This window comes from Mycolicibacterium sp. XJ879 (genome assembly GCF_053483935.1).
Genome location: NZ_JBEFTH010000004.1, coordinates 141659 through 162875, shown reverse-complemented (window position 1 = coordinate 162875; position 21217 = coordinate 141659). Strand labels below are relative to the sequence as shown.

The window sequence follows — 21217 nt, the reverse complement described above, 5'->3', positions numbered from 1 at the left end:
ACAGTGGACACCATGATCATCGCCGACGGCACACGGGACGCCGAGTCGGGCGAGACGTTGGCGGGCCATCCCGGCTGGGCGTCACGTCCGGCTGAGGAAAGTGAGGCTGCCCGCCGGTACCGAGAGGTGTTTCGGGGTTGGGGTGTCGACCCTACCGACGATCCGATGGCCGTGGTTTCGGAGGCTATCGACAGCAAGGCCACCGAGGTACGAAACGCGTTGGAGGCCTGTGGTGACGAAGAGGCGATCGTCGCGCTGGAGTCGGTGCTCGACTTGTGTTCACTCGAACGGGAGCTGATCGAGGACGGCGCGCGGCGGCGCACTTTCGCGCTGTTACAGGTCCAGGAGGCGTTGAGCAAGCTGCGGGTGGTCGATGATGTCGCGACGATCGTGGACCGGGCGCCGCGAGAGTTGGTGGCGTCGTGCGGATTTGATCGCGCCGTACTTTTCCGCGTGCACGAGGGCCGGATGTTCATGGAGTCGGCCTATTTCGGCGACGATTGCGAGGGTGCCGAGAAGATGGTCGCATTCGCACAGTCCGTGGCGCCGCCGCTGGATCACATGCTGTTGGAGACACAGATGATCCGCCGCCACGCACCGGCGATTGTCCGGGACGCCCGCAACGATCCCCGCGTCAACAGGCCGATCGTCGACTTCTCGATGACTCATTCCTACGTGGCGGCACCGGTGATGCCGACCGGCAAGGTGATCGGTTTCCTGCATGCCGACCGGCTGTATTCGGGCCGCCTGGTCGACGAGATCGACCGCGACACGGTGTGGGCGTTCGCAGAGGGGTTCGGGTATGCCTACGAGCGCACGGTGCTGCTGGAACGGATGCGCCGCCAGCACGCGGAGGTGCGTAACGCACTGGCTTCCGCGGACGAGGCGGCTCGTGCGTTACAAGACGCCGATCTGGACCTGCGCAAGATCGAACCCCTGGAGCGCAGTCCGGCGGCGCGGTCGTTGGCCGAGGTGCAGACGAGGGTGATGACCATCCTCACGCGCCGCGAGGTCGAGGTGCTTCGGCTGATGGCAGCCGGTCGCACGAACCAACAGATCGCCGATGAACTGGTGATATCGGCGGGCACGGTCAAGTCCCACGTCAAGAGGGTGCTGCGCAAGCTCAACGCGACCAACCGCGCAGAGGCAGCGTCGGCCTACGTGCGTTTGGCCAGTGTTCCCGAACTCAGCTGATCCGAACAGCTTTCACTACCCGGCGCAACCGCTGGCACCGAATCAACGGATGGTGCAGCCCAGCTGAGGATTATGTCTATCACCAGTATCAGCTGACACCAGTTCCTATTGAGTAATTTCGATTGAAATATAAGATATTGCCGAGCGCTAAGTCGCTTGGCAGTACCATGATGCTGGATCAGTTATGACCGGTTCGAAGGAGGCTGCCGATGACCGACACTGCACAAGCCACCGAAAGGCTCGTCCGCGATTTCCTTGACTCCTGGATGACGAGAGATCTCGATGCGATCTGCTCTGCGTTCGCAGACGACGCCGTCTACCACAACGTGCCGGTCGACCCGATTGTCGGTATCACCGCCATACGTGGGATCTTTCAGGCGTTCCTCGACGCGTTCACCGAGGCCAAACTGGACGTCGTCGCGCTCGCCGCGGCGCCAGGGCTGGTGCTGGCCGAACGGGTCGACTACTTCACGCTCACCGAGGGCGGCAAGGTCGAACTGCCGGTGACCGGTGTGTTCGTGGTCGAGGACGGCAAGATCAAACGGTTCAGCGATTACTTCGACCTCGCCGACTTCGAGCGCCAGAGCGGGGTCAAACTGTAGCGGATCTGCGGTGAGCGACTTCTGGCAGGATTGAAGCCGCTAACGTCGGCCGGTTGCGAGGGTGCGAAGGGAGGACCTCCGACATGGAACCCGTCGTCGGCACGGTCAAACGCCGGCCGAAGGATCGCAAAAAGCAGATCCTGCGCCAGGCGGTCCGCCTCTTCACCGAACGCGGCTTTCACTCGGTCCGACTCGAGGAGATCGCCGAGGCCGCCGGTGTCACGGCCCGCGCGCTGTACCGGCACTACGAAAACAAGCAGGCGCTGCTCGCCGCGGTGATCATCACCGCGCAGGACGAGTACCAGTCCGTCCTGGGTCGGGATCCGGACTCGACGGATCAACCGCTGCGAGACCAATTGCCGGACCTGATCACCGCTGCCGTCGCGACCCGCGCGTTGACGGTGTTGTGGCAGCGCGAGGCGCGCTACCTCAACGACGCCGACCGGGCGCAGGTGCGCAGCAGGATCAACACCATCGTCGCGGGCATGCAGGCCGGCATCCGGTTGGAAGTGCCCGAGCTGAGCGACCGGCATTCCAGGCTCCGCGCTTGGGCGGTCTCGAGCACGTTGACCAGCCTCGGCCGCCACTCCCACACCCTCCCGCGGGAAGAGCTCAAAGACCTTCTCTACCAAGCCTGTATGGCTGCCGCACGGACAGCGCCGGTCAGCGACCTGACTTCCAATATCGCGACCGCCCATCCCGAACGCGCGCTGTTCTCCCGGCACGAGACACTGCTGGCGGCTGGTGCGCGGTTGTTCCGCGCACAGGGCTACCCGGCTGTCAGCACCAGCGAGATCGGGAAGTCGGTCGGTATTGCGGGCCCGGGTTTGTACCGGTCGTTCTCTTCCAAGCAGGCGATCCTGGACACGCTGATCCGCCGTCTGCACGAATGGTGGACGCTTGAATGCGTCCGAGCATTGCGGGCCGACGGTGACGAGGCCGCACGGCTGCAGCGACTGGTCGCCGGACGGGTCCGTGTCAGCCTCGACGACCCGGACCTGGTGTCGGTGTCGATCACCGAACTCGCCCATGCCTCCGAGGAGGTGCGCGAGAGCTACCTCAGGAGCCAGGCGGACCGCGAGGCGGTGTGGACGGAGCTCATCCGCAAGCTGGTGCCCGAGACCACCCCGGCGCAGGCCCGCCTGCTGGTAGCGGCGGCCGACAGCTTTGTCGACGATGTGGCGCGGACATGGCGGCTGACGCAATATGCGGGGGTGACCGACGAGATCACCGCCCTGGCACTGGCCATCCTGACCAGCAGACGCTGACGGTCGTCACCACAGCGCGGCGGCGGTGCCGCCGTCCGCGAGCTGTGCGCTGCCGTTGACCATCGAGGCATCATCGGACAGCAGAAAGGCCACCACCCCGGCCATCTCCTCGGGACCGGCCATCCGGCCCTGCAAACGATCGATCATCGAGTCGGCTCCGCCTTCGCCGAGCGCCTCATCGAAGGTCGTCATCGCCGTCCGTTGCATCGGGGTGTCCACGAAAGCGGGCAGCACGGCGTTGGATCGCACGTTCGCCGAACGTAATTCGGCGGCGGTGACGCGACTCAGGTGGATGATCCCCGCCTTGGACATACCGTAGGCCGAGGTGCCGCCTGCCGCCTTGAGCCCGGCCAGCGAGGACATATTGACGATGGCGCCGCCACCGCGTTCGATCATCTTCGGCGCCGCATGCTTGGTACACAACCAGGCACCACGTAGGTTGATTTGGATCACGCGGTCGAAATCCTCGAGCGCGGTGTCGAGCACCGAAGCGAAGTGCACCACACCGGCATTGGCTACCAGCTTGTCGACGCCTCCGAAGGCCGCCGTACAGGCATCGACCATGGCGATCACCTGCTGTTCGTCGCTGACGTCGACGCGATGCGCGACCGCACCGCCACCGACCTTCGCTGCCGCGGCCTCGGCGGACCCGGCGTCGATATCGGCGCACAACACCCGACAGCCCTCGGCGCCAAGCCGTTCCGCGATCGCCAGGCCGATCCCTGCGCCCGCTCCGGTCACGATCGCCGTCTTGCCGGCCAGGTCTGGATATGTCATCGAACTCCCTTGGGTGGTGTCGTCATGGCTGCCATTTCACCCCGCGACCCGTAGCCCATGCTCGCGAATCGCCCCGAAAATCACCAAACCGAATCCCGGTTCGTCATCGGCCAGCCTGACGGTGTAGACCCCGAGATCGCGCAGAATCCACGCCACCGTCTGCGACAGCTCTTCTGAATCAACCTCTTCGGTGTCGGTCAGGCCGCAGGCACGCATGGGGCCGGCGGGGCGGAGGTAAACGACGACCCCGCCGTCGCGTGCCCGCATCTCGCTCAGCGCGTTGTCCAGGGTGGTACCGCACCGGCAGGCGGTCGACCCGAACACATCTGACGACAGGCACTCGACGTGGACGTGCAGCGGTACCGGCACCCCGGCTCCGACGTCGCCGACGATGACGGCGAGGTGCTCACCGTCGCCGTGTGTCTCGCGGAAACCCATGACACGGAACCTGCTGCCCCGGTTGGGCAACACCGTTTCTGCCATCCGTACGACCTGAGGTTCGGTGCGGCGCCGGTAGCTGACGAGCTCCGCGACGGAAACAACCGCCAAACCGTGCTCGAGGGCGAACTCGAGGAGCTCGCCGCTCCGGGCCATCCCGTTGGGACGCTGGCGCGACACGATGTCGCACAACCCCGCCGCCTCTCGCCGGCCCGCGAGGCGGGCGAGGTCGAGCGCGGCCTCGGCGGGACCCGGCCGCCCGAGTACGCCGCCGGGTGCCACCTCGACCGGAACCACATGTCCGGGTCGGCGAAAGTCCACTGAGTCAGCGGTTTTGGCTGCCAGCGCCGCGATGGTCGCGGCACGGTCGGTCGCCGATATGCCGGTGCCGGTCCCCTTCCAGTCGACCGTCACCCGGTGCGCACTCGCATCGGACCGCGCACCTGATCCGGCATTGCCGCGGTGGCATATCGGTGGCAGGTTCAGTCGCTCGCACTCGGCGGTCGGCAGCGCGACCCTGACATAGCCCGAAGTATGCCGAACCGTGAAGGCCAGCAGCCGTGGTGTGGCGGCTTCGGCGGCGAAGGCGAGGTATCCCTCATGGTCGTGCTCGGGGCCCATGGTCACCACGACCGGGCGGCCGGCGCCCACCGCGGTGATCGCGCGGCGCACCCTGGTATCGGTCGTCTTCATGTCTGCTCCTGCAAGTCTGCGCAGGCGATCCGGCGAAAGCGGCTGCCATGGAACACCAGTGGCGCAATCTCGGCATCTGCGTCCAAGGCACAGACCTCGAGGACCACGATCGTGTGATCACCGGCCCGCACTTCGGTGCGCGGCCGACAGTCCAACCAGGCGCTCGCCCTGGACACGAACACCGCTCCGTTCGCCAGCTCCGTCCAGGGCACACCGGCGAACCTGTCACCGTCTTTGCGTGACAGGCTGCGGCACGCCTCAGCGTGGTTCTCCGCCAGCACGCTCAAGCCCAGCCGCGCCGCCCTTTTCAGTCGCGGCCATGTCCTGGAGTCGTTTCGGATGCAGATCGAGACCAGTGGCGGTTCGACCGAAACCGACGTGAACGAACTGGCGGCCAACCCGACCGGCTCACCGTGGACCATCGCGCACACGGCGGCCACCCCGGACGGGTAACAGCCGTAGACCTGTCGCAGTTCGGCGCCGTCGATGGGAACGGGGCGCAGGGCCATTAGCGCAGTCCCGCCAGGAAATCGAGCAGTAACCGGTTGGTCTCCTTGGGCTCCTCTTGTTGGATCCAGTGCCCGACATCGGCGATCATGTGGGTGCCGCAGTAGTTGGGCATCACCTCATGCGCGCGTTCCACCGCCTCGGCGCCCCACGTCGTTCCGACGTCGTACTGGCCCCCGATGAACAACGCCGGCGGGATCAGCGGCGTGTTTTCCTGCTCGGCGAGGTCGCACCAGTCGTTGTCGATGTTGTGGTAGAAACTCAGCGGCCCGCCGAACCCGGACCGTTCGAACTCTGCGGTGTAGAAGTCGAGATCGGCCTCGGTGAACCAGTCCGGCATCGTCTCCGGGTACATGAACGCGTCCTTGAGGCGGGCCCCCTCGGCCAGACACAGCGGGCCGGAGCGGATCACCTCGATCGGGTCCATCGATTCCAGGTCGACGCCGGCCGCCACCGCCGCCTGCGTGGCCGCGATCATCCCCTGACCAGACACGGTGTAGGTCAGCCCGAGCAACCAGGCGCGCAGATCCTCTTCGATCTCGGTGATGACGGCGTCTTGTTCGGCGAAGTAGTCCTGATACCAGAGCTTGCCGGGGCCCGCCAGCTCGAGGTGGTAGTCCTTGGGCCTGCGCTCACCGAACGGGCTGCCGGGCAGGCCGATCACGCCGCGCCCGGCGAACGGAACGCTGATGCCGACGACGCCGCGGCAGCGTTCAGGGTGCAACCAGGCGAATGTCCACGCCACCGGCGCGCCCCAGTCGTGACCGACCACCACTGCCTGCTTCTCACCGTAGGCGTCGAGAACGCCCACGATGTCCCCGACCAATTCCTTGATGCGGTACGCCTTTTGCACCCGGTACTTCGACGAGCGTCCGTAGCCGCGCTGGTCGATGGCAACCACCCGGTAGCCCGCGCCGGCCAACGCCGGAATCTGATGACGCCAGGAGTACCAGGACTCCGGGAACCCGTGTACCAGGATCACCAGCGGTCCCTCGCCTTCCTCCACGGCATGGATCCGGGCGCCCCGGCAGTTCAGCAACCGATGGGTCTGCGACATTCTCGACATCTGTGCCCCTTCTCTAGCGGGTGTGGCTTGCGGCGAAACCGGCTGTCAGTGCCTGGGATTGCTCGAGGTGGTCGGGGGCGGGAACCGTGCGGTTCTGGTAGTTGCGGGCAATCAGCGTCTGCTGGCCCGACAGCCTGGTCCGCGCCCAATTGCCCAGCACCCGCGTGGCAAACCTCGGTGACATCAGCGCCGCCGGTGGCTTGACCAGATGGACAACCGCCAGGAACTCGCCGTAGCTTTCGGGGTCATCGTGTACCAGTTCCAGCACCCGGTCCATGTACCAGGTCAGTGCGCCGAAGTAGAACGGCCGCTTCTTGGCCACATCCTTCAACCAGTCGAACCGAAAGTTCTGCTCTCTGATCACAAACCAGGCGGTGTCGGCCAGCTTCGCGATCCGACGGTAGTAGCGCCGCGGCAGATCGGGGTCACCGGATCCGCGTTTCGCGAGCAGCGTCTGCATCTCGCGGACTTCCTTGAGCGCCAGGGTCATACCGAGTCCCGACACCGGATCGGAACTGGTGTAGGCGTCGCCCACCGCCAGCAATCCGCTGGGCAGGTTGCGCTTCTTCTCGTAATGCAGCCTCAGCATGTTGGGATAGCGGAAGTTGTAGATCGGCGATGCCGGTTCCAGGCCGTCGATGTTTTCGCCGACCACCGGTGAGGGCATCAGGTCGGCGAAGCGACGAAACTCCTCGGCGGTGCGCGGCGGCGAATAGCAGTTGTAGGCGACCAGTGTGGTGGACAGGATGGTGCGCGAACTATCGGTGTAGTACTGCGCCGCGTAGGTGTCCTCATACGGACGGTACGCGTAGCAGATCATCATCACCTTGTCCTGCCACTGACGTTCGGGTGGTACCCAGTGGTACATGGTCGAGTAGAAGCAGTTGATGATGTCCTGTTCGATCTCGGGCGCCCCGATCCCGGCCTGCTCGAGGAACTCCGGAACGCGGGTGTTCTTGCCCGAGGCGTCGACGACGAATTCAGCGGGCACGACCTCCAATTCACCGCGCCGGTCCACGGCGACGCCGATCACGGTGTTGGCTTCGCGGTCGTAGACCAGGTCGGCGACCTCTGCCTCGTAATGAAACTCGACGCGCGGTTCGTCGTCGAGGCGACGGCGCACGCACCACTCGAGCAGCGGACGACCGGCGCAGACGATCTGGATATCGCCGGTTCCCGGCTTCTTCCAGGTGCCGCCCAGCCGGATCCGGTACTGAGCGGCCATGTCGACGTCGAATGCGCCTTCGCGCACCATATCGTCGATGATGCCGGGGAATATCCGCTCCAACTCGATGCGCCCGGCGGTGAGCAGGTGGTGCAGATGCCAGCCCTGAGCGGCACCCGGACGACCTTCGCGGCGGCGGTGCGGGTCGTCCTTCTCCAGCACGATCACCCGCTCGAAGAACTCGGTCAGCATCTTGGCGGCGGCAATGCCGGCGATGCTGCCTCCGATGACGACGGCGGTGCCGCGACCGCGGTACCGCACGTCGGCCAGATCGACATCGGCGTAGTCCAGCCGCAGCGGGACGCGCCGCCGTGCCGCCCCGCTCGGCACAAACTTCTCATAGTAAAGGCCGATGCGGTGAATGTTGCGGTTGTCCAACCAGTTCCGGACGGCTTCCACCATCGCGGCCGGACCGCACAGATAGACATCTGCGTCGCCGCCGGCGAGCATCTCATCGTCGAGCAAATCAGTCACCAGCCCGACCGGCCCGGACCAGCGGTCATCGGCACGTGACACGATCGTGTGCACGCATAGGTTCGGGATCCGCTGCTGCAACTGCACGAGCTCGTCGCGTTTGCAGAGGTCCTCGACGTCGGTGACCCCGTACAGCAGGTGGATCGGCTGGCCGGGATCGCCGGTCAAACTCTGCGCCATCGCCAGCACCGCCGACAATCCGGTGCCACCGGCGACCAGGACCAGCGGGCGCACCACCGGTCGTAGGTAGAAGCTGCCTTTGCTGCCGCGCAAGGCGATTCGGTCACCGGGTTTGGCGCGGTCGCGCAGGTAGTCCGACATGACACCGCTGGGAAGCAACCGGATGATGAACTCGAGTTCAGCGCGTCCGTCGGCCGGATGCGCATAGGAGTAATTGCGCCACGTGTCCGTTCCGGGAACCTGCAACTGCGCGAACTGCCCCGCCTGGTAGGACAGCGCGGGCATAGCCGAAACGTCGAGCCGCAGAATGGCCGTGGACGACGAGATGAGCTGCACCTCGGTGACCGTGGCATGCCCGGCGACCAGTTTGGCAGCGTTGTCGTCAGCCGGGTACTGCAGGTCGATAAGGCAGTCGGAGTTGGCGAATGTCTGGCACGTCAGCACCTTTCGCGCGTCGCGTTCGACCTCGGATAGCCCTTCGGTACGTCCCATCTCGTACTCACCGGAGCGGCAGGTGCCCACACAGGTGCCGCAGATGCCGCTCTGGCACTCGTTGACGATCGCAATGCCGTTTTCTTCCGCAGCTTCCAGAATCGTCTGGTCGGGCCGCGCGGTCATCATTCTGCACGCACCGTCTGAGTACCGGACGGTGATCTTGTGTGGGTCCATCGCGATGCCTTTCGATTCGGCGACTAGGCGATTGCGATCGCGGGCTTATTGGCGATGCGGGCGTTCAGCCTGGGCATGACCTCCTCGGCAAGCAGCCGCATCGACTCCTTCCACGGTCCGGGGTTGTCGCTGTAATCGCAACCGAGGGTCAGCAGGTGACCGAAGCCGCCGACCTGGTCATAGGTGGCCTCCAGCTTGTCGACCACTGTCTCGACGGAGCCGACCACAAAAGTGTTCTCCGCCAGGTATTCCGGTGTTACGTCCTCATCGGGAACCGAGGGGTTGTGCTTGTAGAACTTGGTCATGCCGAACATCCGGAACGTCGGCAGAACGTACTCGCGCATGAAGCGGCCAATCATGCCGTCGACGGCGTATCGGAATGCCTGTTCGTCGGTTTCAGCGACGACGACCTCGCGCACCAGGCGCCAGTCGCGGCGGTCCGGAGTACGGCCGCTGCGGGCGGCCCCCTCGAGCACTGCGTCCCAGTGCGTCGCGACGTACTCGGTGTTCAGATCGAGGCTCATCGGAAGATAGCCGCGCTCACCGGCAAGCTTGAGCGTTTCGGAGCCGGCGCTGAACCCGGTCACCCCGATCGGCGGGTGAGGCGCCTGGAAGGGCTTGATGTGCCGATGCATCAGGCCTTCGAACATCGGGGCGATCCCGTTGGCATTCCAGTACTTTCCGCGGTACTCCCACGGGTTGTCCTCGGTCCAGACCTTGAGCATGATCTCGAGTGCTTCCCGGGTCATTTCCCGGTGCTCACCGTTCTGCCCGTCGACATCGAAGAGCGCCCAGTCGCCGGGGATACCGCTGGCACCCACCCCGAGCATGAAGCGGCCCTGGGCGAGGTGGTCGAAATAGGCGACCCGGTGCGCCAATTCCACCGGATGGTGGTACGGAAGCAGATGGGCGCCGGGCGCCAACTTGATCGACTTCGTCCGCAGCAGCGCCTGGGCCAGCAGCAGGTCCGGTGCGCAGATCGGCTCCCAGGGCACGGTGAAGTGCTCGCCGACCCACGCCTCGACGTAACCCAGTTCGTCGGCGAGTTGGATCAGCTCGAGATCCCACTGGGTCGCGTCGTACAGGCTGCGCTCCGGCGGGTGCGCCGGCATGAGAAATAGTCCCAGTTCCATCTTCAGCCCTCTCAGTAGTTGCCCGCTCGCCAGACGGCTCGCTGCGATGTGCACCACAGTACTAGCAAGATACTTCATCTAGCGCAAGTAGGCTACTGTCTTGGCGATTTACTTCTTCAATTATTTCGTAACTGACGTACTGGCTATGGACATACCGCGTTGGGTCCGCGTAGCCTGCTCGATGAGCAGCGTGGCCGCGCCTAAAGCGGTGACGACCCGAAGGGAGCATTTTCGTGCAGCATTTCGACTACCTCGATTACGAGCTCCTCGATGACGGCCGAATCGCCGTCATCACACTCAACCGCCCGAAACAGCGCAACGCGCAGAACCGCGGAATGCTTGTCGAGCTCGGATCGGCTTTTGAGCTCGCCGAAGAGGACGATGCCGTGCGGGTGGTCATCCTGCGCGGTGCCGGGCCGTCCTTCTCCGCCGGCCATGACCTGGGATCCTCCGACGACGTTCGCGAGCGTTCACCCGGACCCGGTCAGCACCGGACGTATCTCTGCAACGGCGGAACGATCGGCGGGGTCGAGACACGACATCGGCAGGAATGGCACTACTTCTTCGAGAACACCAAGCGCTGGCGCAATCTGCGCAAGATCACCGTCGCCGAGGTACACGGGATGGTCTTGTCGGCCGGGCTGATGCTGGCGTGGTGTTGCGATCTCATCGTCGCGGCCGACGACACCATCTTCGCCGACGTCGTCGGAACCCGCCTCGGAATGTGCGGTGTGGAGTACTTCGGCCATCCGTGGGAGTTCGGCCCCCGCAAGGCCAAAGAGCTGCTGCTCACCGGCGACGCGCTCAGCGCTGACGATGCGCACGCTCTCGGGATGGTCAGCAAGGTCTTTCCCAACGACGAACTGGCGCAGAACACCGTCGAATTCGCCCGTCGGATCGCCAAGGTGCCGACCCTGGCCGCACTGCTCATCAAGGAGTCGGTGAACCAAAGCGTCGACGCCATGGGGTTCAGCAGCGCGCTGGACGCCTGCTTCTCGCTGCATCAGCTTAACCATGCTCATTGGGCCGACATCACCGGCGATCCGTTGGGCATCGGCACCGTCGCGCACGGGCTCGAGGACTGGCGGCTGTCACCGGAGATCCTCCCTGCGGCCAAGCGGCGGCCCTGATGGACGTCGACTACCCGCCGGAGGCGACCGCCTTCCGCGACCAGATCCGGGCGTTTCTGGCTGAACACCTGCCGAGTGACTGGGTTGGTGCCGGTGCGCTGCCGCCTGACGAGCGCGAACAGCTCGGGGCGCGGTGGCGCAAGATCCTCGCCGATCGCGGTCTGATCGCGGTGTCCTGGCCCAAGGAGTACGGCGGTGGCGGGCTCTCGGTGATCGAGCAGCTGGTGCTGGCCGAGGAGTTCGCCCGCGCCGGCGCCCCCGACCGCGACGAGAACGATCTGGCCGGCATCGAACTGCTCGGCAACACGATGATCGCGCTGGGCTCCGAGGAGCAGAAGCGCCACTTCTTACCGCGCATCCTGACCGGCGAGGACCGCTGGTGCCAAGGGTTCTCCGAACCCGAGGCCGGCTCCGACCTGGCCTCCGTGCGAACCAAGGCGGTGCTGGATCGCGGCGACTGGGTTATCAACGGACAGAAGATCTGGACCTCGGCCGGTCCCACGGCCAACTGGATCTTCGTGCTCGCCCGCACCGACCCCGATGCGCCCAAGCACCGCGGCCTGTCGATGCTGCTGGTGCCGATCGAGCAACCCGGCGTCGTGGTGCGGCCGATCGTCAACGCCGCCGGACACGCCTCGTTCAGCGAGGTGTTCTTCACCGATGCCCGCGCCCGTGCCGCCGATGTGCTCGGTGGCGTTGGCGGCGGCTGGCGCACCGCGATGACACTGCTCGGTTTCGAACGTGGCTCACAGATCATCACCGCCGCAGCGGAGTTCGGCCGTGATCTTGAGCGGCTGGTGATTCTGGCCCGGCAGCGCGGACGGAACATCGATCCACACGTGCGCGACGAGCTGGCGTGGTGCTATTCACGCGTGCAGATCTTGCGCTATCAGGGGTTTCGCGGTCTGACAGCGTTGTTGAACGGGGAGCGTCCCGGCGCCGACGCGGCGATACACAAAGTCATCTGGAGCGAGTACTTCCAGCGTTACACCGAACTCGCAGTCGAAATCCTCGGCCTCGATGCACTCAGCCCCGAAGGCCCGGGAAACGGTGCGGCGCTGATCATTCCGGCAGCAGGCACACCCAACTCTGCCAGCTGCTGGATGGATGAGCTGCTGTACGCGCGCGCCGCAACCATCTATGCCGGCAGCTCACAGATTCAGCGCAACGTGATCGGCGAGCAGCTGTTGGGTCTGCCCAAGGAGTCCCGCTGACATGGATTTCCGGTACAGCACCGAGCAGCACGACTTTCGTGCCGCGCTGCGTGGCCTGCTCTGCGAGGCAGCGCCGCTGCATCGCGTACGCGAGATGTCGGGGTTCGACGAACACCTGTGGCGGCGGCTGTGCACTGAAATGGAGCTACCCGCGATACACGTCGGGGCCGAGTACGGCGGCGCGGGCGGATCCCTGGTGGAGGCCGCCATCGTCTTCGAAGAGCTCGGCCGGGGGCTGACGCCGGTTCCCTTGCCGGGCACCGTCTTGGTGACCGAGGCCTTGCTGCGGATGGGCGACGAGGAACAGCGCCGCAGGCTGCTACCCGGGTTGCTGAGCGGGGAAGCGATCGGAGCTTTCGCATTGGCAGAGCCGGACACGGCGGTGCGAGCCAACGTCGCCGGCGACCGCATCACCTTGTCGGGCACCTGCTCACCGGTGCTGCACGGACACGTCGCCGACCTGTTTCTGATACCGGCCGAGCACGACGGAGCGCTTCGGCTGTACCTGGTGGCCGCCGACGCCCCCGGCGTTTCCGTGGCACCGCTGCCGTCGTTCGACACCACCCGACCGGTCGCCCGGCTCACGTTGCAGCGGGCGCCCGCGGAGGAGCTGGCGTCGTCCGACTCCTGGGAGCGGGTACTCGACGTGGCGCGTGTGCTGTTGGCAGCCGAGATGCTCGGCGGCGCCGAAACGTGTCTGGAGCTGTCGGTTGAATATGCCACCAGCAGAAGGCAATTCGATCGACCGATCGGCTCGTTCCAGGCAGTCAAGCATGCGTGCGCCGAGATGATGATCGAGATCGACGCCACCAGGGTCGCTGTCATGTACGCCGCGATGAGCGCCGCCGATCCCGAGCAGCTCGCGATCACCGCTCCGCTGGTCAAGGCCCAGGCCGCCGACACCTTTGCTATGTGCGCCGGTGCGGCGATGCAGGTGCACGGTGGCATCGCGTTCACCTGGGAGCACGACATCCATTTGTACTTCCGCCGTGCCAAGACCACCGCAGCCCTGTTCGGCAGCAGCACCCATCACCGGGCGCTGCTCGCCGACCGCGTCGGTTTGTAAACCCGCATCGGGAGGAGCCAGCGATGACCATCTCGCCGTCCACGGGTATCACGCTCAGCGACGCACTCACGCGGCAGGCGCGAGTGCGTCCGGCCGACGTCGCGTTCGTCGACTGGCAACGACGATGCACGTTCGAAGAAATCGACCGCCGGGTGACGCGCCTGGCCAACGCGCTGGCGGCGCGTGGCGTCGGCCGTGGCGACCGAGTGGCAGTGCTGGGGCTGAACCGGATCGAGATCGTCGAAAGCTGGTTCGCCGCACTGCGCCTGGGCGCGATCGTGGTCCCGGTGAACTTCCGGCTCGTCGCCAACGAGGTCGGCTATGTGCTTTCTGACAGCGGTTCTTCCGCGGTGATCGTCGATGGTGACCTCGCCGCCGTCGCCGAGAAGGCACGCGCCGCCGCGCCGTCAGTACACACCGTGTTGACCATCGGTGGCGACTTCGAGGACGCCATCACCGCTGCCAGTGCCGACCCTGTCGGCGGACCCGACGTCGACCAGGCCCCCGCGTTCCTCGTGTACACCTCCGGGACCACCGGCTTCCCCAAGGGTGCGGTGCTCACCCACCGCAATCTCTATCTGCATGCGTTCAGTTCGATGGCCAGCCTCGGCCACCGGGACGACGACGACTGTTGGATGGGCGTCGCCCCGCTGTTCCACACCGCGGGGATCTCCGGGATGTTGCCGGCGTTTCTGACCGGCGGCAAGGTCGTGATTCCGCCGTCGGGCGGTTTCGACGCCGAGGCCACCATCCGCACGATTGTCGACGAGCGGGTGTCGTCGTGCTTCATGACACCGGCGCAGTGGCAGACGGTATGCGCACTGGACAACCTCGCCGACTGGGATCTGTCGCGTCTGCGCCGGGTCTGGTGGGGCGCAGCGCCCGCATCGACGACGTTGCTGCAGAACATGATCGACGCGTTCCCCCAGGCCGAGATCATCGCCGCCTTCGGCCAGACCGAGTGCAGTCCGATCACTTGCCTGCTGCGGGGCGAGGACGCGGTGGCCAAGATCGGCTCGGTGGGCACCCCGATGCTCAACGTCGAGGCGCGCATCGTCGACGAGGACATGAACGACGTCACGCCCGGCACCGTCGGCGAGATCGTGTATCTGGGCCCGCTGGTGATGACGGAGTACTGGAACAAGCCCGCCGAGACTGCCGAGGCCTTTCGGGGCGGATGGTTCCACTCCGGTGACCTGGTCCGGCAGGACCAGCAGGGCTACATTTATGTGGTCGACCGGAAAAAGGACATGATCATCTCGGGCGGTGAGAACATCTACAGCGCCGAGGTGGAGAGCGCTGTGGCGGCCCAACCGAAGGTCGCCGAGGTGGCGGTGATCGGTGTGCCCGATCCGGATTGGGGCGAGACACCGATGGCGGTGATCGTGCCGCGCGACGCCGCCGACCCGCCGACCGAGGCCGAGATCGAGTCGCACTGCCGGGCGCAGCTGGCCGCCTACAAGCGACCGCGACGCATCGCGCTCGTCCAGGAGTTACCCCGCAACGCGGCCGGCAAGGTCCTCAAGAACGTGCTGCGTGAGACCTATGCGGCGGCTCTTGCCTACGCCGCGGGGCCGACCGACGTCCCCCTGCTCGAGGAGACCATCGGGGCCAATTTCGAACGCACGGTCTCGGCCCATCCCGACGTCGACGCGCTCGTCGACGTGACCACCGGCCGACGCTGGACCTATGCCGAACTCAATGCCGAAATCGACGTCGTCGCAAGGGGTTTGATGGCTCTCGGAATCGCGGCGGGCGACCGCGTCGGTATCTGGGCACCCAACTGCGCGGAGTGGACGATCCTGCAGTACGCCACCGCCAAAGTCGGCGCGATCCTCGTGACGGTCAACCCCGCCTACCGCACGCATGAGCTGACCTACGTGCTACAGCACTCGGGGATCCGGATGCTGGTGGCGGCCACCGAGTTCAAGTCCTCCGACTACCGCGCCATGGTCGCCGAAGTGCGTCCGGCAGCGTCCGACCTGACCGAGGTGGTGTTCGTCGGCACCGACGACTGGCAGCAACTTCGACGGCGGGCCGACGACATCTCGGTCGACGACCTGCGCGCCCGGATGACCAGCCTGGCACCATCGGATCCCATCAATATCCAATACACCTCGGGCACAACGGGTTCACCGAAGGGCGCGGTGCTGTCACACCGCAATATCCTCAACAACGGCTTCTTCGTCACCGAGCTGATCAACCTCCGCGAAGACGATCGGCTGTGCATCCCGGTGCCGTTCTACCACTGTTTCGGCATGGTGATGGGCAACCTCGGTGCCACCACCCACGGCGCGACCATGGTGATCCCGGCCCCCGGCTTCGACCCGGCGGCGACGCTGGCGGCCATCGAGGCCGAACGCTGCACCGCCGTTTACGGGGTGCCGACCATGTTCGTGGCGATGCTGGCCCACCCGGACCTGGCGCGACGCGATGTGTCGTCGTTACGCACCGGAATCATGGCGGGCGCGACCTGCCCGGTGGAGCTCATGAAGCGCTGCATCAACGAACTGCACATGTCGGAGGTGTCGATCGCCTATGGCATGACCGAGACCTCTCCGGTGTCCTGCCAGACCCGCATCGACGACGACCTTGACCGGCGCACCGCCACCGTCGGGCGTGTGCACCCCCACGTCGAGATCAAGGTTGTCGACCCCGACACCGGAACGACGCTCAACCGCGGTGTGCCAGGCGAGTTCTGCACGCGGGGCTACTCGGTGATGACCGGCTACTGGTGCGACGAGGACAAGACCCGCGAGGCCATCGACGGCGACGGCTGGATGCACACCGGCGACCTCGCCGTGATGCGCGACGACGGGTACTGCCGGATCGTCGGGCGCATCAAGGACATGGTGATCCGCGGGGGCGAGAACGTGTACCCCCGTGAGATCGAGGACTTCCTGCACTCCCACCCCGATATCGAGGATGTGCAGGTGATCGGTGTACCCGACGACGATTACGGCGAGGAGATCTGCGCCTGGGTCAAGATGCGGTCGGGTGCAGAGCCGCTCGATGCCGCCGCGGTGCGCAAATTCGCCACCGGAAAGCTCGCGCACTACAAGATCCCGCGCTATGTCCACATCGTCGAGGAGTTCCCGATGACCGTCACCGGCAAGGTGCGCAAGGTCGACATGCGCGCCGAGACCATCCGGTTGCTCGACCTCTGACCTCCAATTGCCAATACGGCAATATGTGTTGCCACCTAGGAGACCTCACCGGATGGTGGAGGTATGACGAGCGAACTTGATCAGAATTACTGGGACGAGCGGTGGGAGCAGGTCTACCGCACCCGCCAGGCCACCGCCGATAGCCGCGAGCCGAACCCGCAACTGCGCGCCGAAGTCAGCGCGCTCAAACCCGGCCGAGCGCTGGATGCCGGTTGCGGCAACGGGTCCGACGCGATGTGGCTTGCCACGCAGGGCTGGCAGGTGACCGCCGCGGACTTTTCCACCGCCGCGCTCAAGCACGCGCGAAGACGCGCCGACGACGCCAACTTGGGCGACCGAATCGATTGGGTGCACGCCGATCTCGGTAGCTGGACGCCGCCCGCCGCCCGTTTCGATCTGGTGACCAGCCACTACCTTCACGGTGTGCCGCAACGGACGTCGGCCTTTCGCCGCCTCGGTAATGCGGTGGCGCCCGGCGGCACGCTGCTGATCGTCGGCCATCATCCCGACGACCGACCCGATGACCCCGCAGCGCCTCCTCTGGAGGCGTTCTTCCGGGTGGAGGAACTGCTCGACGCCCTGGACCCGGCCGGCTGGCATGTCGTCGTCGCCGAGACCAGGGTGCGCCCCGGCGCCGACCACGACGGCAACCCGATCACCCGCACCGACGCGGTGCTGCGGGCACAACGACGCTGATCGGGCAGCGCACCCCTTGCGTACGTGCCCAGCGCATTACTAGGATATCCAACTATCTAGTAGCGAAGGGCAAGCTCATGACCAAGCAGATTCCGCACTTCATCAACGGGCAGCGCACCGCCGGTGAGTCCAAGCGCACCGCCGACGTGTTGAACCCGAGCACCGGGCAGGTGCAGGCCACGGTGCCGATGGCCTCGGCCGCCGACGTCGACGCCGCGGTGGCAGGCGCCGTCGATGCACAAAAGGAGTGGGCGGCGTGGAACCCGCAGCGCCGCGCACGCGTCATGATGAAGTTCATCGAGCTGGTCAACCAGAACATCGACGAGCTCGCCGAACTGCTCTCTCTCGAACATGGCAAGACGCTCGCCGACTCACGCGGCGACGTCCAGCGCGGCATCGAGGTCATCGAGTTCTCCGTCGGCATCCCGCACCTGCTCAAGGGTGAGTACACCGAGGGCGCCGGCCCGGGTATCGACGTGTACTCGCTGCGCCAGCCGCTCGGCGTGGTCGCGGGCATCACCCCGTTCAACTTCCCGGCGATGATCCCGTTGTGGAAGGCGGGCCCGGCGCTCGCATGCGGAAACGCCTTCATTCTCAAGCCTTCTGAGCGGGACCCGTCGGTTCCGCTGCGGCTGGGCGAGCTGTTCATCGAGGCGGGGCTTCCGCCCGGCGTGTTCCAGGTCGTACACGGCGACAAGGAGGCCGTCGACGCCATCCTCGAGCACCCGACCATCGCGGCCGTCGGCTTCGTCGGCAGCTCCGACATCGCGCAGTACATCTACTCCGGCGCGGCCGCCAACGGAAAGCGCTCACAGTGCTTCGGCGGCGCCAAGAACCACATGATCGTCATGCCCGACGCCGACCTCGACCAAGCCGTCGACGCGTTGATCGGGGCGGGCTACGGCAGCGCAGGGGAACGCTGCATGGCGATCAGCGTCGCCGTCCCGGTCGGTGAGCAGACCGCAGATCGCCTGCGCGCCAGGCTCGTCGAACGCATCAACAACCTGCGGGTCGGCCACAGCCTCGATCCCAAGGCCGACTACGGGCCGCTGGTCACCGAGGCCGCGCTGGCGCGGGTGCGCGACTACATTGCCCAGGGTGTGGACGCCGGCGCCGAACTTGTGGTCGACGGACGCGAACGCGGCAGCGACGAACTGCAATTCGGCGACGACAGCCTCGAGGGCGGCTACTTCATCGGGCCCACCCTGTTCGACCACGTCACCACCGACATGTCGATCTACACCGACGAGATCTTCGGCCCGGTGCTGTGCATGGTCCGGGCGCACGACTATGACGAGGCGCTGCGGCTGCCCTCCGAACACGAGTACGGCAACGGGGTCGCGATCTTCACCCGCGACGGCGACGCGGCCCGCGACTTCGTCTCGCGCGTGCAGGTCGGCATGGTCGGCGTCAACGTGCCGATCCCGGTTCCGGTGGCCTACCACACCTTCGGCGGCTGGAAGCGCTCCGGCTTCGGCGACCTCAACCAGCACGGGCCGCACTCGATCCTGTTCTACACCAAGACCAAGACCGTTACGCAGCGGTGGCCCTCGGGCATCAAGGACGGCGCGGAGTTCGTCCTGCCCACCATGAAGTAGGCGTCCGTGGATTACTTCGGGCTCGACGACGACGAGCGCGTGATCGCCGAGACGGCGGCCGCGTTCGCCGAGAAGCGCCTCGCGCCACACGCGTTGGAGTGGGATGCCGCCAAGCACTTCCCCACCGACGTGCTGCGCGAGGCGGCCGAGCTCGGCATGGCGGCCATCTACTGCCGCGACGACGTCGGCGGCAGCGAATTGCGCCGGCTCGACGCGGTGCGGATCTTCGAGGAGCTGGCCAAGGCCGATCCGAGCATCGCCGCGTTTCTGTCGATCCACAACATGTGCGCGTGGATGGTCGACACGTTCGGCACCCCCGAACAACGCAAGGCCTGGGTGCCGCGGTTGGCGTCGATGGAGAACATCGCCAGCTATTGCCTGACCGAACCCGGCGCGGGCTCGGATGCAAGCGCATTGCGCACCAGGGCCGTTCGCTCAGGCGGCGACTACGTGCTCGACGGCGTCAAACAGTTCATCTCCGGCGCCGGGTCGTCGGACGTGTACGTGGTGATGGCCCGCACCGGCGGTCAGGACTCACCGCCGGGCCACCGTGGCATCTCGGCGTTCCTCGTCGAAAAGGACACGCCGGGGCTGAGTTTCGGTGCTGACGAGCTGAAGATGGGCTGGAACGCCCAACCGACCGCGCAGGTGATCTTCGAAGGCGCGCGGGTGCCCGCCGACGCGATGCTCGGCGGCGCCGACGGAGAAGGTGCCGGCTTCGGCATCGCGATGAACGGCCTCAACGGCGGCCGGATCAATATCGCCGCGTGTTCGCTGGGCGGCGCGCAGGCCGCTCACCAGAAGGCGGCGCGCTACCTCGCCGACCGGCAGGCGTTCGGCGGCGCGCTGCTCGACGAACCGACGATCCGGTTCTCGCTCGCCGACATGGCCACCTCGTTGCAGACGTCGCGAGTGTTGTTGTGGCGCGCGGCTGCTGCGCTCGACGAGGACCACCCGCAGAAGGTGGAACTGTGCGCGATGGCCAAACGCTACGTCACCGACGCCTGCTTCGAGGTCGCCGATCAGGCGTTGCAGCTGCACGGCGGATACGGATATCTGCGCGAGTACGGGCTGGAGAAGATCGTCCGCGATCTGCGGGTGCATCGGATCCTGGAAGGAACCAACGAAATCATGCGCGTGGTCATCGGTCGGGCCGAAGCGGCCAGGGCCCGCGCGTCGGCATAAAGCAGGGAGATCGCATGAGCACGGTCGCGTTTCTGGGGTTGGGCCACATGGGCGGGCCGATGGCGGCGAATCTGGTTGCCGCGGGCCACACAGTCCACGGTTTCGACCCGGTGCCGGGCTCGCGCGACGCGGCTGCCGAGAAGGGTGCCCAGGTGTTCGACAGCGGCGCCGCGGCCGTCGGCGACGCGGACGTCGTGATCACCTCGCTGCCAAACGGCGACATCGTCAAGTCGTGCTATGCCGAGGTGTTGCCCGCGGCCAAAGACGGCGCGTTGTTCATCGACACCTCGACGATCTCCGTCGACGACGCCCGCTCGGTCCACCAGCAGGCCGTCGACCGCGGTTTCGCCCAGCTCGACGCGCCGGTATCCGGTGGGGTGAAGGGTGCTGTCGCGGGCACGTTGGCGTTCATGGTCGGCGGTGAAGACAACGCCGTGGCGCGCGCCCGGCCGGTGCTGGAACCGTTGGCCGGCAAGATTATTCACTGCGGAGCCTCGGGCACCGGCCAGGCCGCTAAATTGTGCAACAACATGGTGCTGGCGGTGCAGCAGATCGCCGTCGGCGAGGCGTTCGTACTCGCCGAGAAGCTCGGGCTACCGGCACAGTCCCTGTTTGATGTCATCACCGGCGCCACCGGCAACTGCTGGGCTGTACACACCAACTGTCCGGTGCCGGGTCCGGTGCCGACGTCACCGGCCAACAACGACTTTCAGCCGGGCTTCGCCACCGCGTTGATGAACAAGGACCTCGGCCTGGCGATGGCCGCCGTGAACTCGACAAGCGCCAAGGCGCCGCTGGGCAGCCACGCCGCCCAGATCTACGCCGAGTTCGCGACCGACCACGCCGACAAGGACTTCAGCGCGGTCATCGAACAGCTACGGGACTGACCTACAGTGGCCGGTCCGCTTGTGATCGTAAAGATTCGGCGACGCGGC

General features: G+C 66.1%; 17 protein-coding genes. 11 read left to right on the top strand and 6 right to left on the bottom strand.

Annotation, left to right across the window (positions count from 1 at the left end; all coding sequences use genetic code 11):
• Positions 1 to 12: 12 nt before the first annotated feature.
• From ABQF13_RS11295 to ABQF13_RS11285, 3 genes are all read left to right on the top strand, one after another.
• Positions 13 to 1194 carry a LuxR C-terminal-related transcriptional regulator gene (locus tag ABQF13_RS11295; RefSeq protein WP_448392831.1) on the top strand — a complete coding sequence of 394 codons (1182 nt, stop codon included), beginning with the start codon at positions 13 to 15 and terminating at the stop codon, positions 1192 to 1194.
• 209 nt (positions 1195 to 1403) lie between these two features.
• Positions 1404 to 1796 (top strand): limonene-1,2-epoxide hydrolase family protein, encoded by a 393-nt coding sequence (locus ABQF13_RS11290; RefSeq protein WP_448392830.1) that lies wholly within the window; start codon positions 1404 to 1406, stop codon positions 1794 to 1796.
• A gap of 83 nt (positions 1797 to 1879) precedes the next feature.
• Positions 1880 to 3064, top strand: a complete 1185-nt coding sequence (locus ABQF13_RS11285) for a TetR/AcrR family transcriptional regulator (RefSeq protein WP_448392829.1) — start codon at positions 1880 to 1882, stop codon at positions 3062 to 3064.
• 6 nt (positions 3065 to 3070) lie between these two features.
• On the opposite strand, the gene ABQF13_RS11280 is transcribed toward ABQF13_RS11285, so the two are convergent.
• The 6 genes from ABQF13_RS11280 to ABQF13_RS11255 are packed head-to-tail and all read right to left on the bottom strand — an operon-like array spanning position 3071 to position 10226.
• Positions 3071 to 3841 carry a glucose 1-dehydrogenase gene (locus ABQF13_RS11280; protein WP_448392828.1) on the bottom strand — a complete coding sequence of 257 codons (771 nt, stop codon included), beginning with the start codon at positions 3839 to 3841 and terminating at the stop codon, positions 3071 to 3073.
• Between the two features lie 36 nt (positions 3842 to 3877).
• Positions 3878 to 4972, bottom strand: a complete 1095-nt coding sequence (locus ABQF13_RS11275) for a 3,4-dihydroxy-2-butanone-4-phosphate synthase (RefSeq protein WP_448392827.1) — start codon at positions 4970 to 4972, stop codon at positions 3878 to 3880.
• Positions 4969 to 5481 carry a flavin reductase family protein gene (locus tag ABQF13_RS11270; protein WP_448392826.1) on the bottom strand — a complete coding sequence of 171 codons (513 nt, stop codon included), beginning with the start codon at positions 5479 to 5481 and terminating at the stop codon, positions 4969 to 4971. The genes ABQF13_RS11275 and ABQF13_RS11270 overlap by 4 nt, the downstream gene beginning before the upstream one ends.
• Positions 5481 to 6536, bottom strand: coding sequence for an alpha/beta fold hydrolase (locus ABQF13_RS11265; RefSeq protein ID WP_448392825.1), 1056 nt, complete (start codon positions 6534 to 6536; stop codon positions 5481 to 5483). Before ABQF13_RS11265 ends, ABQF13_RS11270 begins: the two co-directional genes overlap by 1 nt.
• Before the next feature lie 22 nt (positions 6537 to 6558).
• Entirely contained in the window at positions 6559 to 9093 is a 2535-nt protein-coding gene (locus ABQF13_RS11260; protein ID WP_448392824.1) for an FAD-binding oxidoreductase, read from the bottom strand.
• A 23-nt stretch (positions 9094 to 9116) separates the two neighbouring features.
• Positions 9117 to 10226: an LLM class flavin-dependent oxidoreductase gene (locus tag ABQF13_RS11255; protein WP_448392823.1), complete on the bottom strand. Its 1110-nt coding sequence runs from the start codon at positions 10224 to 10226 to the stop codon at positions 9117 to 9119.
• A 233-nt stretch (positions 10227 to 10459) separates the two neighbouring features.
• Here ABQF13_RS11255 and ABQF13_RS11250 point away from each other — a divergent pair, with 233 nt between their 5' ends.
• The 8 genes from ABQF13_RS11250 to mmsB all read left to right on the top strand — a co-directional run bounded on the left by ABQF13_RS11250 (position 10460) and on the right by mmsB (position 21169).
• Entirely contained in the window at positions 10460 to 11356 is an 897-nt protein-coding gene (locus tag ABQF13_RS11250; RefSeq protein WP_448392822.1) for an enoyl-CoA hydratase, read from the top strand.
• Positions 11356 to 12570: an acyl-CoA dehydrogenase gene (locus ABQF13_RS11245; RefSeq protein WP_448392821.1), complete on the top strand. Its 1215-nt coding sequence runs from the start codon at positions 11356 to 11358 to the stop codon at positions 12568 to 12570. The genes ABQF13_RS11250 and ABQF13_RS11245 overlap by 1 nt, the downstream gene beginning before the upstream one ends.
• A gap of 1 nt (position 12571) precedes the next feature.
• A complete protein-coding gene (locus tag ABQF13_RS11240) occupies positions 12572 to 13636 on the top strand; it encodes an acyl-CoA dehydrogenase family protein (protein WP_448392820.1) in 1065 nt (354 codons plus the stop codon).
• Between the two features lie 23 nt (positions 13637 to 13659).
• Positions 13660 to 16803 carry a long-chain-fatty-acid--CoA ligase gene (locus ABQF13_RS11235; protein WP_448392819.1) on the top strand — a complete coding sequence of 1048 codons (3144 nt, stop codon included), beginning with the start codon at positions 13660 to 13662 and terminating at the stop codon, positions 16801 to 16803.
• Between the two features lie 63 nt (positions 16804 to 16866).
• Positions 16867 to 17499 (top strand): class I SAM-dependent methyltransferase, encoded by a 633-nt coding sequence (locus ABQF13_RS11230; RefSeq protein WP_448392818.1) that lies wholly within the window; start codon positions 16867 to 16869, stop codon positions 17497 to 17499.
• Positions 17500 to 17576: 77 nt separating this feature from the next.
• Complete coding sequence (locus ABQF13_RS11225) at positions 17577 to 19097, top strand: CoA-acylating methylmalonate-semialdehyde dehydrogenase (RefSeq protein ID WP_448392817.1); 1521 nt, start codon at positions 17577 to 17579, stop codon at positions 19095 to 19097.
• Between the two features lie 6 nt (positions 19098 to 19103).
• Positions 19104 to 20282 carry an acyl-CoA dehydrogenase family protein gene (locus ABQF13_RS11220; RefSeq protein WP_448392816.1) on the top strand — a complete coding sequence of 393 codons (1179 nt, stop codon included), beginning with the start codon at positions 19104 to 19106 and terminating at the stop codon, positions 20280 to 20282.
• Positions 20279 to 21169: a 3-hydroxyisobutyrate dehydrogenase gene (gene mmsB, locus ABQF13_RS11215; protein WP_448393130.1), complete on the top strand. Its 891-nt coding sequence runs from the start codon at positions 20279 to 20281 to the stop codon at positions 21167 to 21169. The genes ABQF13_RS11220 and mmsB overlap by 4 nt, the downstream gene beginning before the upstream one ends.
• The last annotated feature ends 48 nt before the right edge of the window (positions 21170 to 21217 follow it).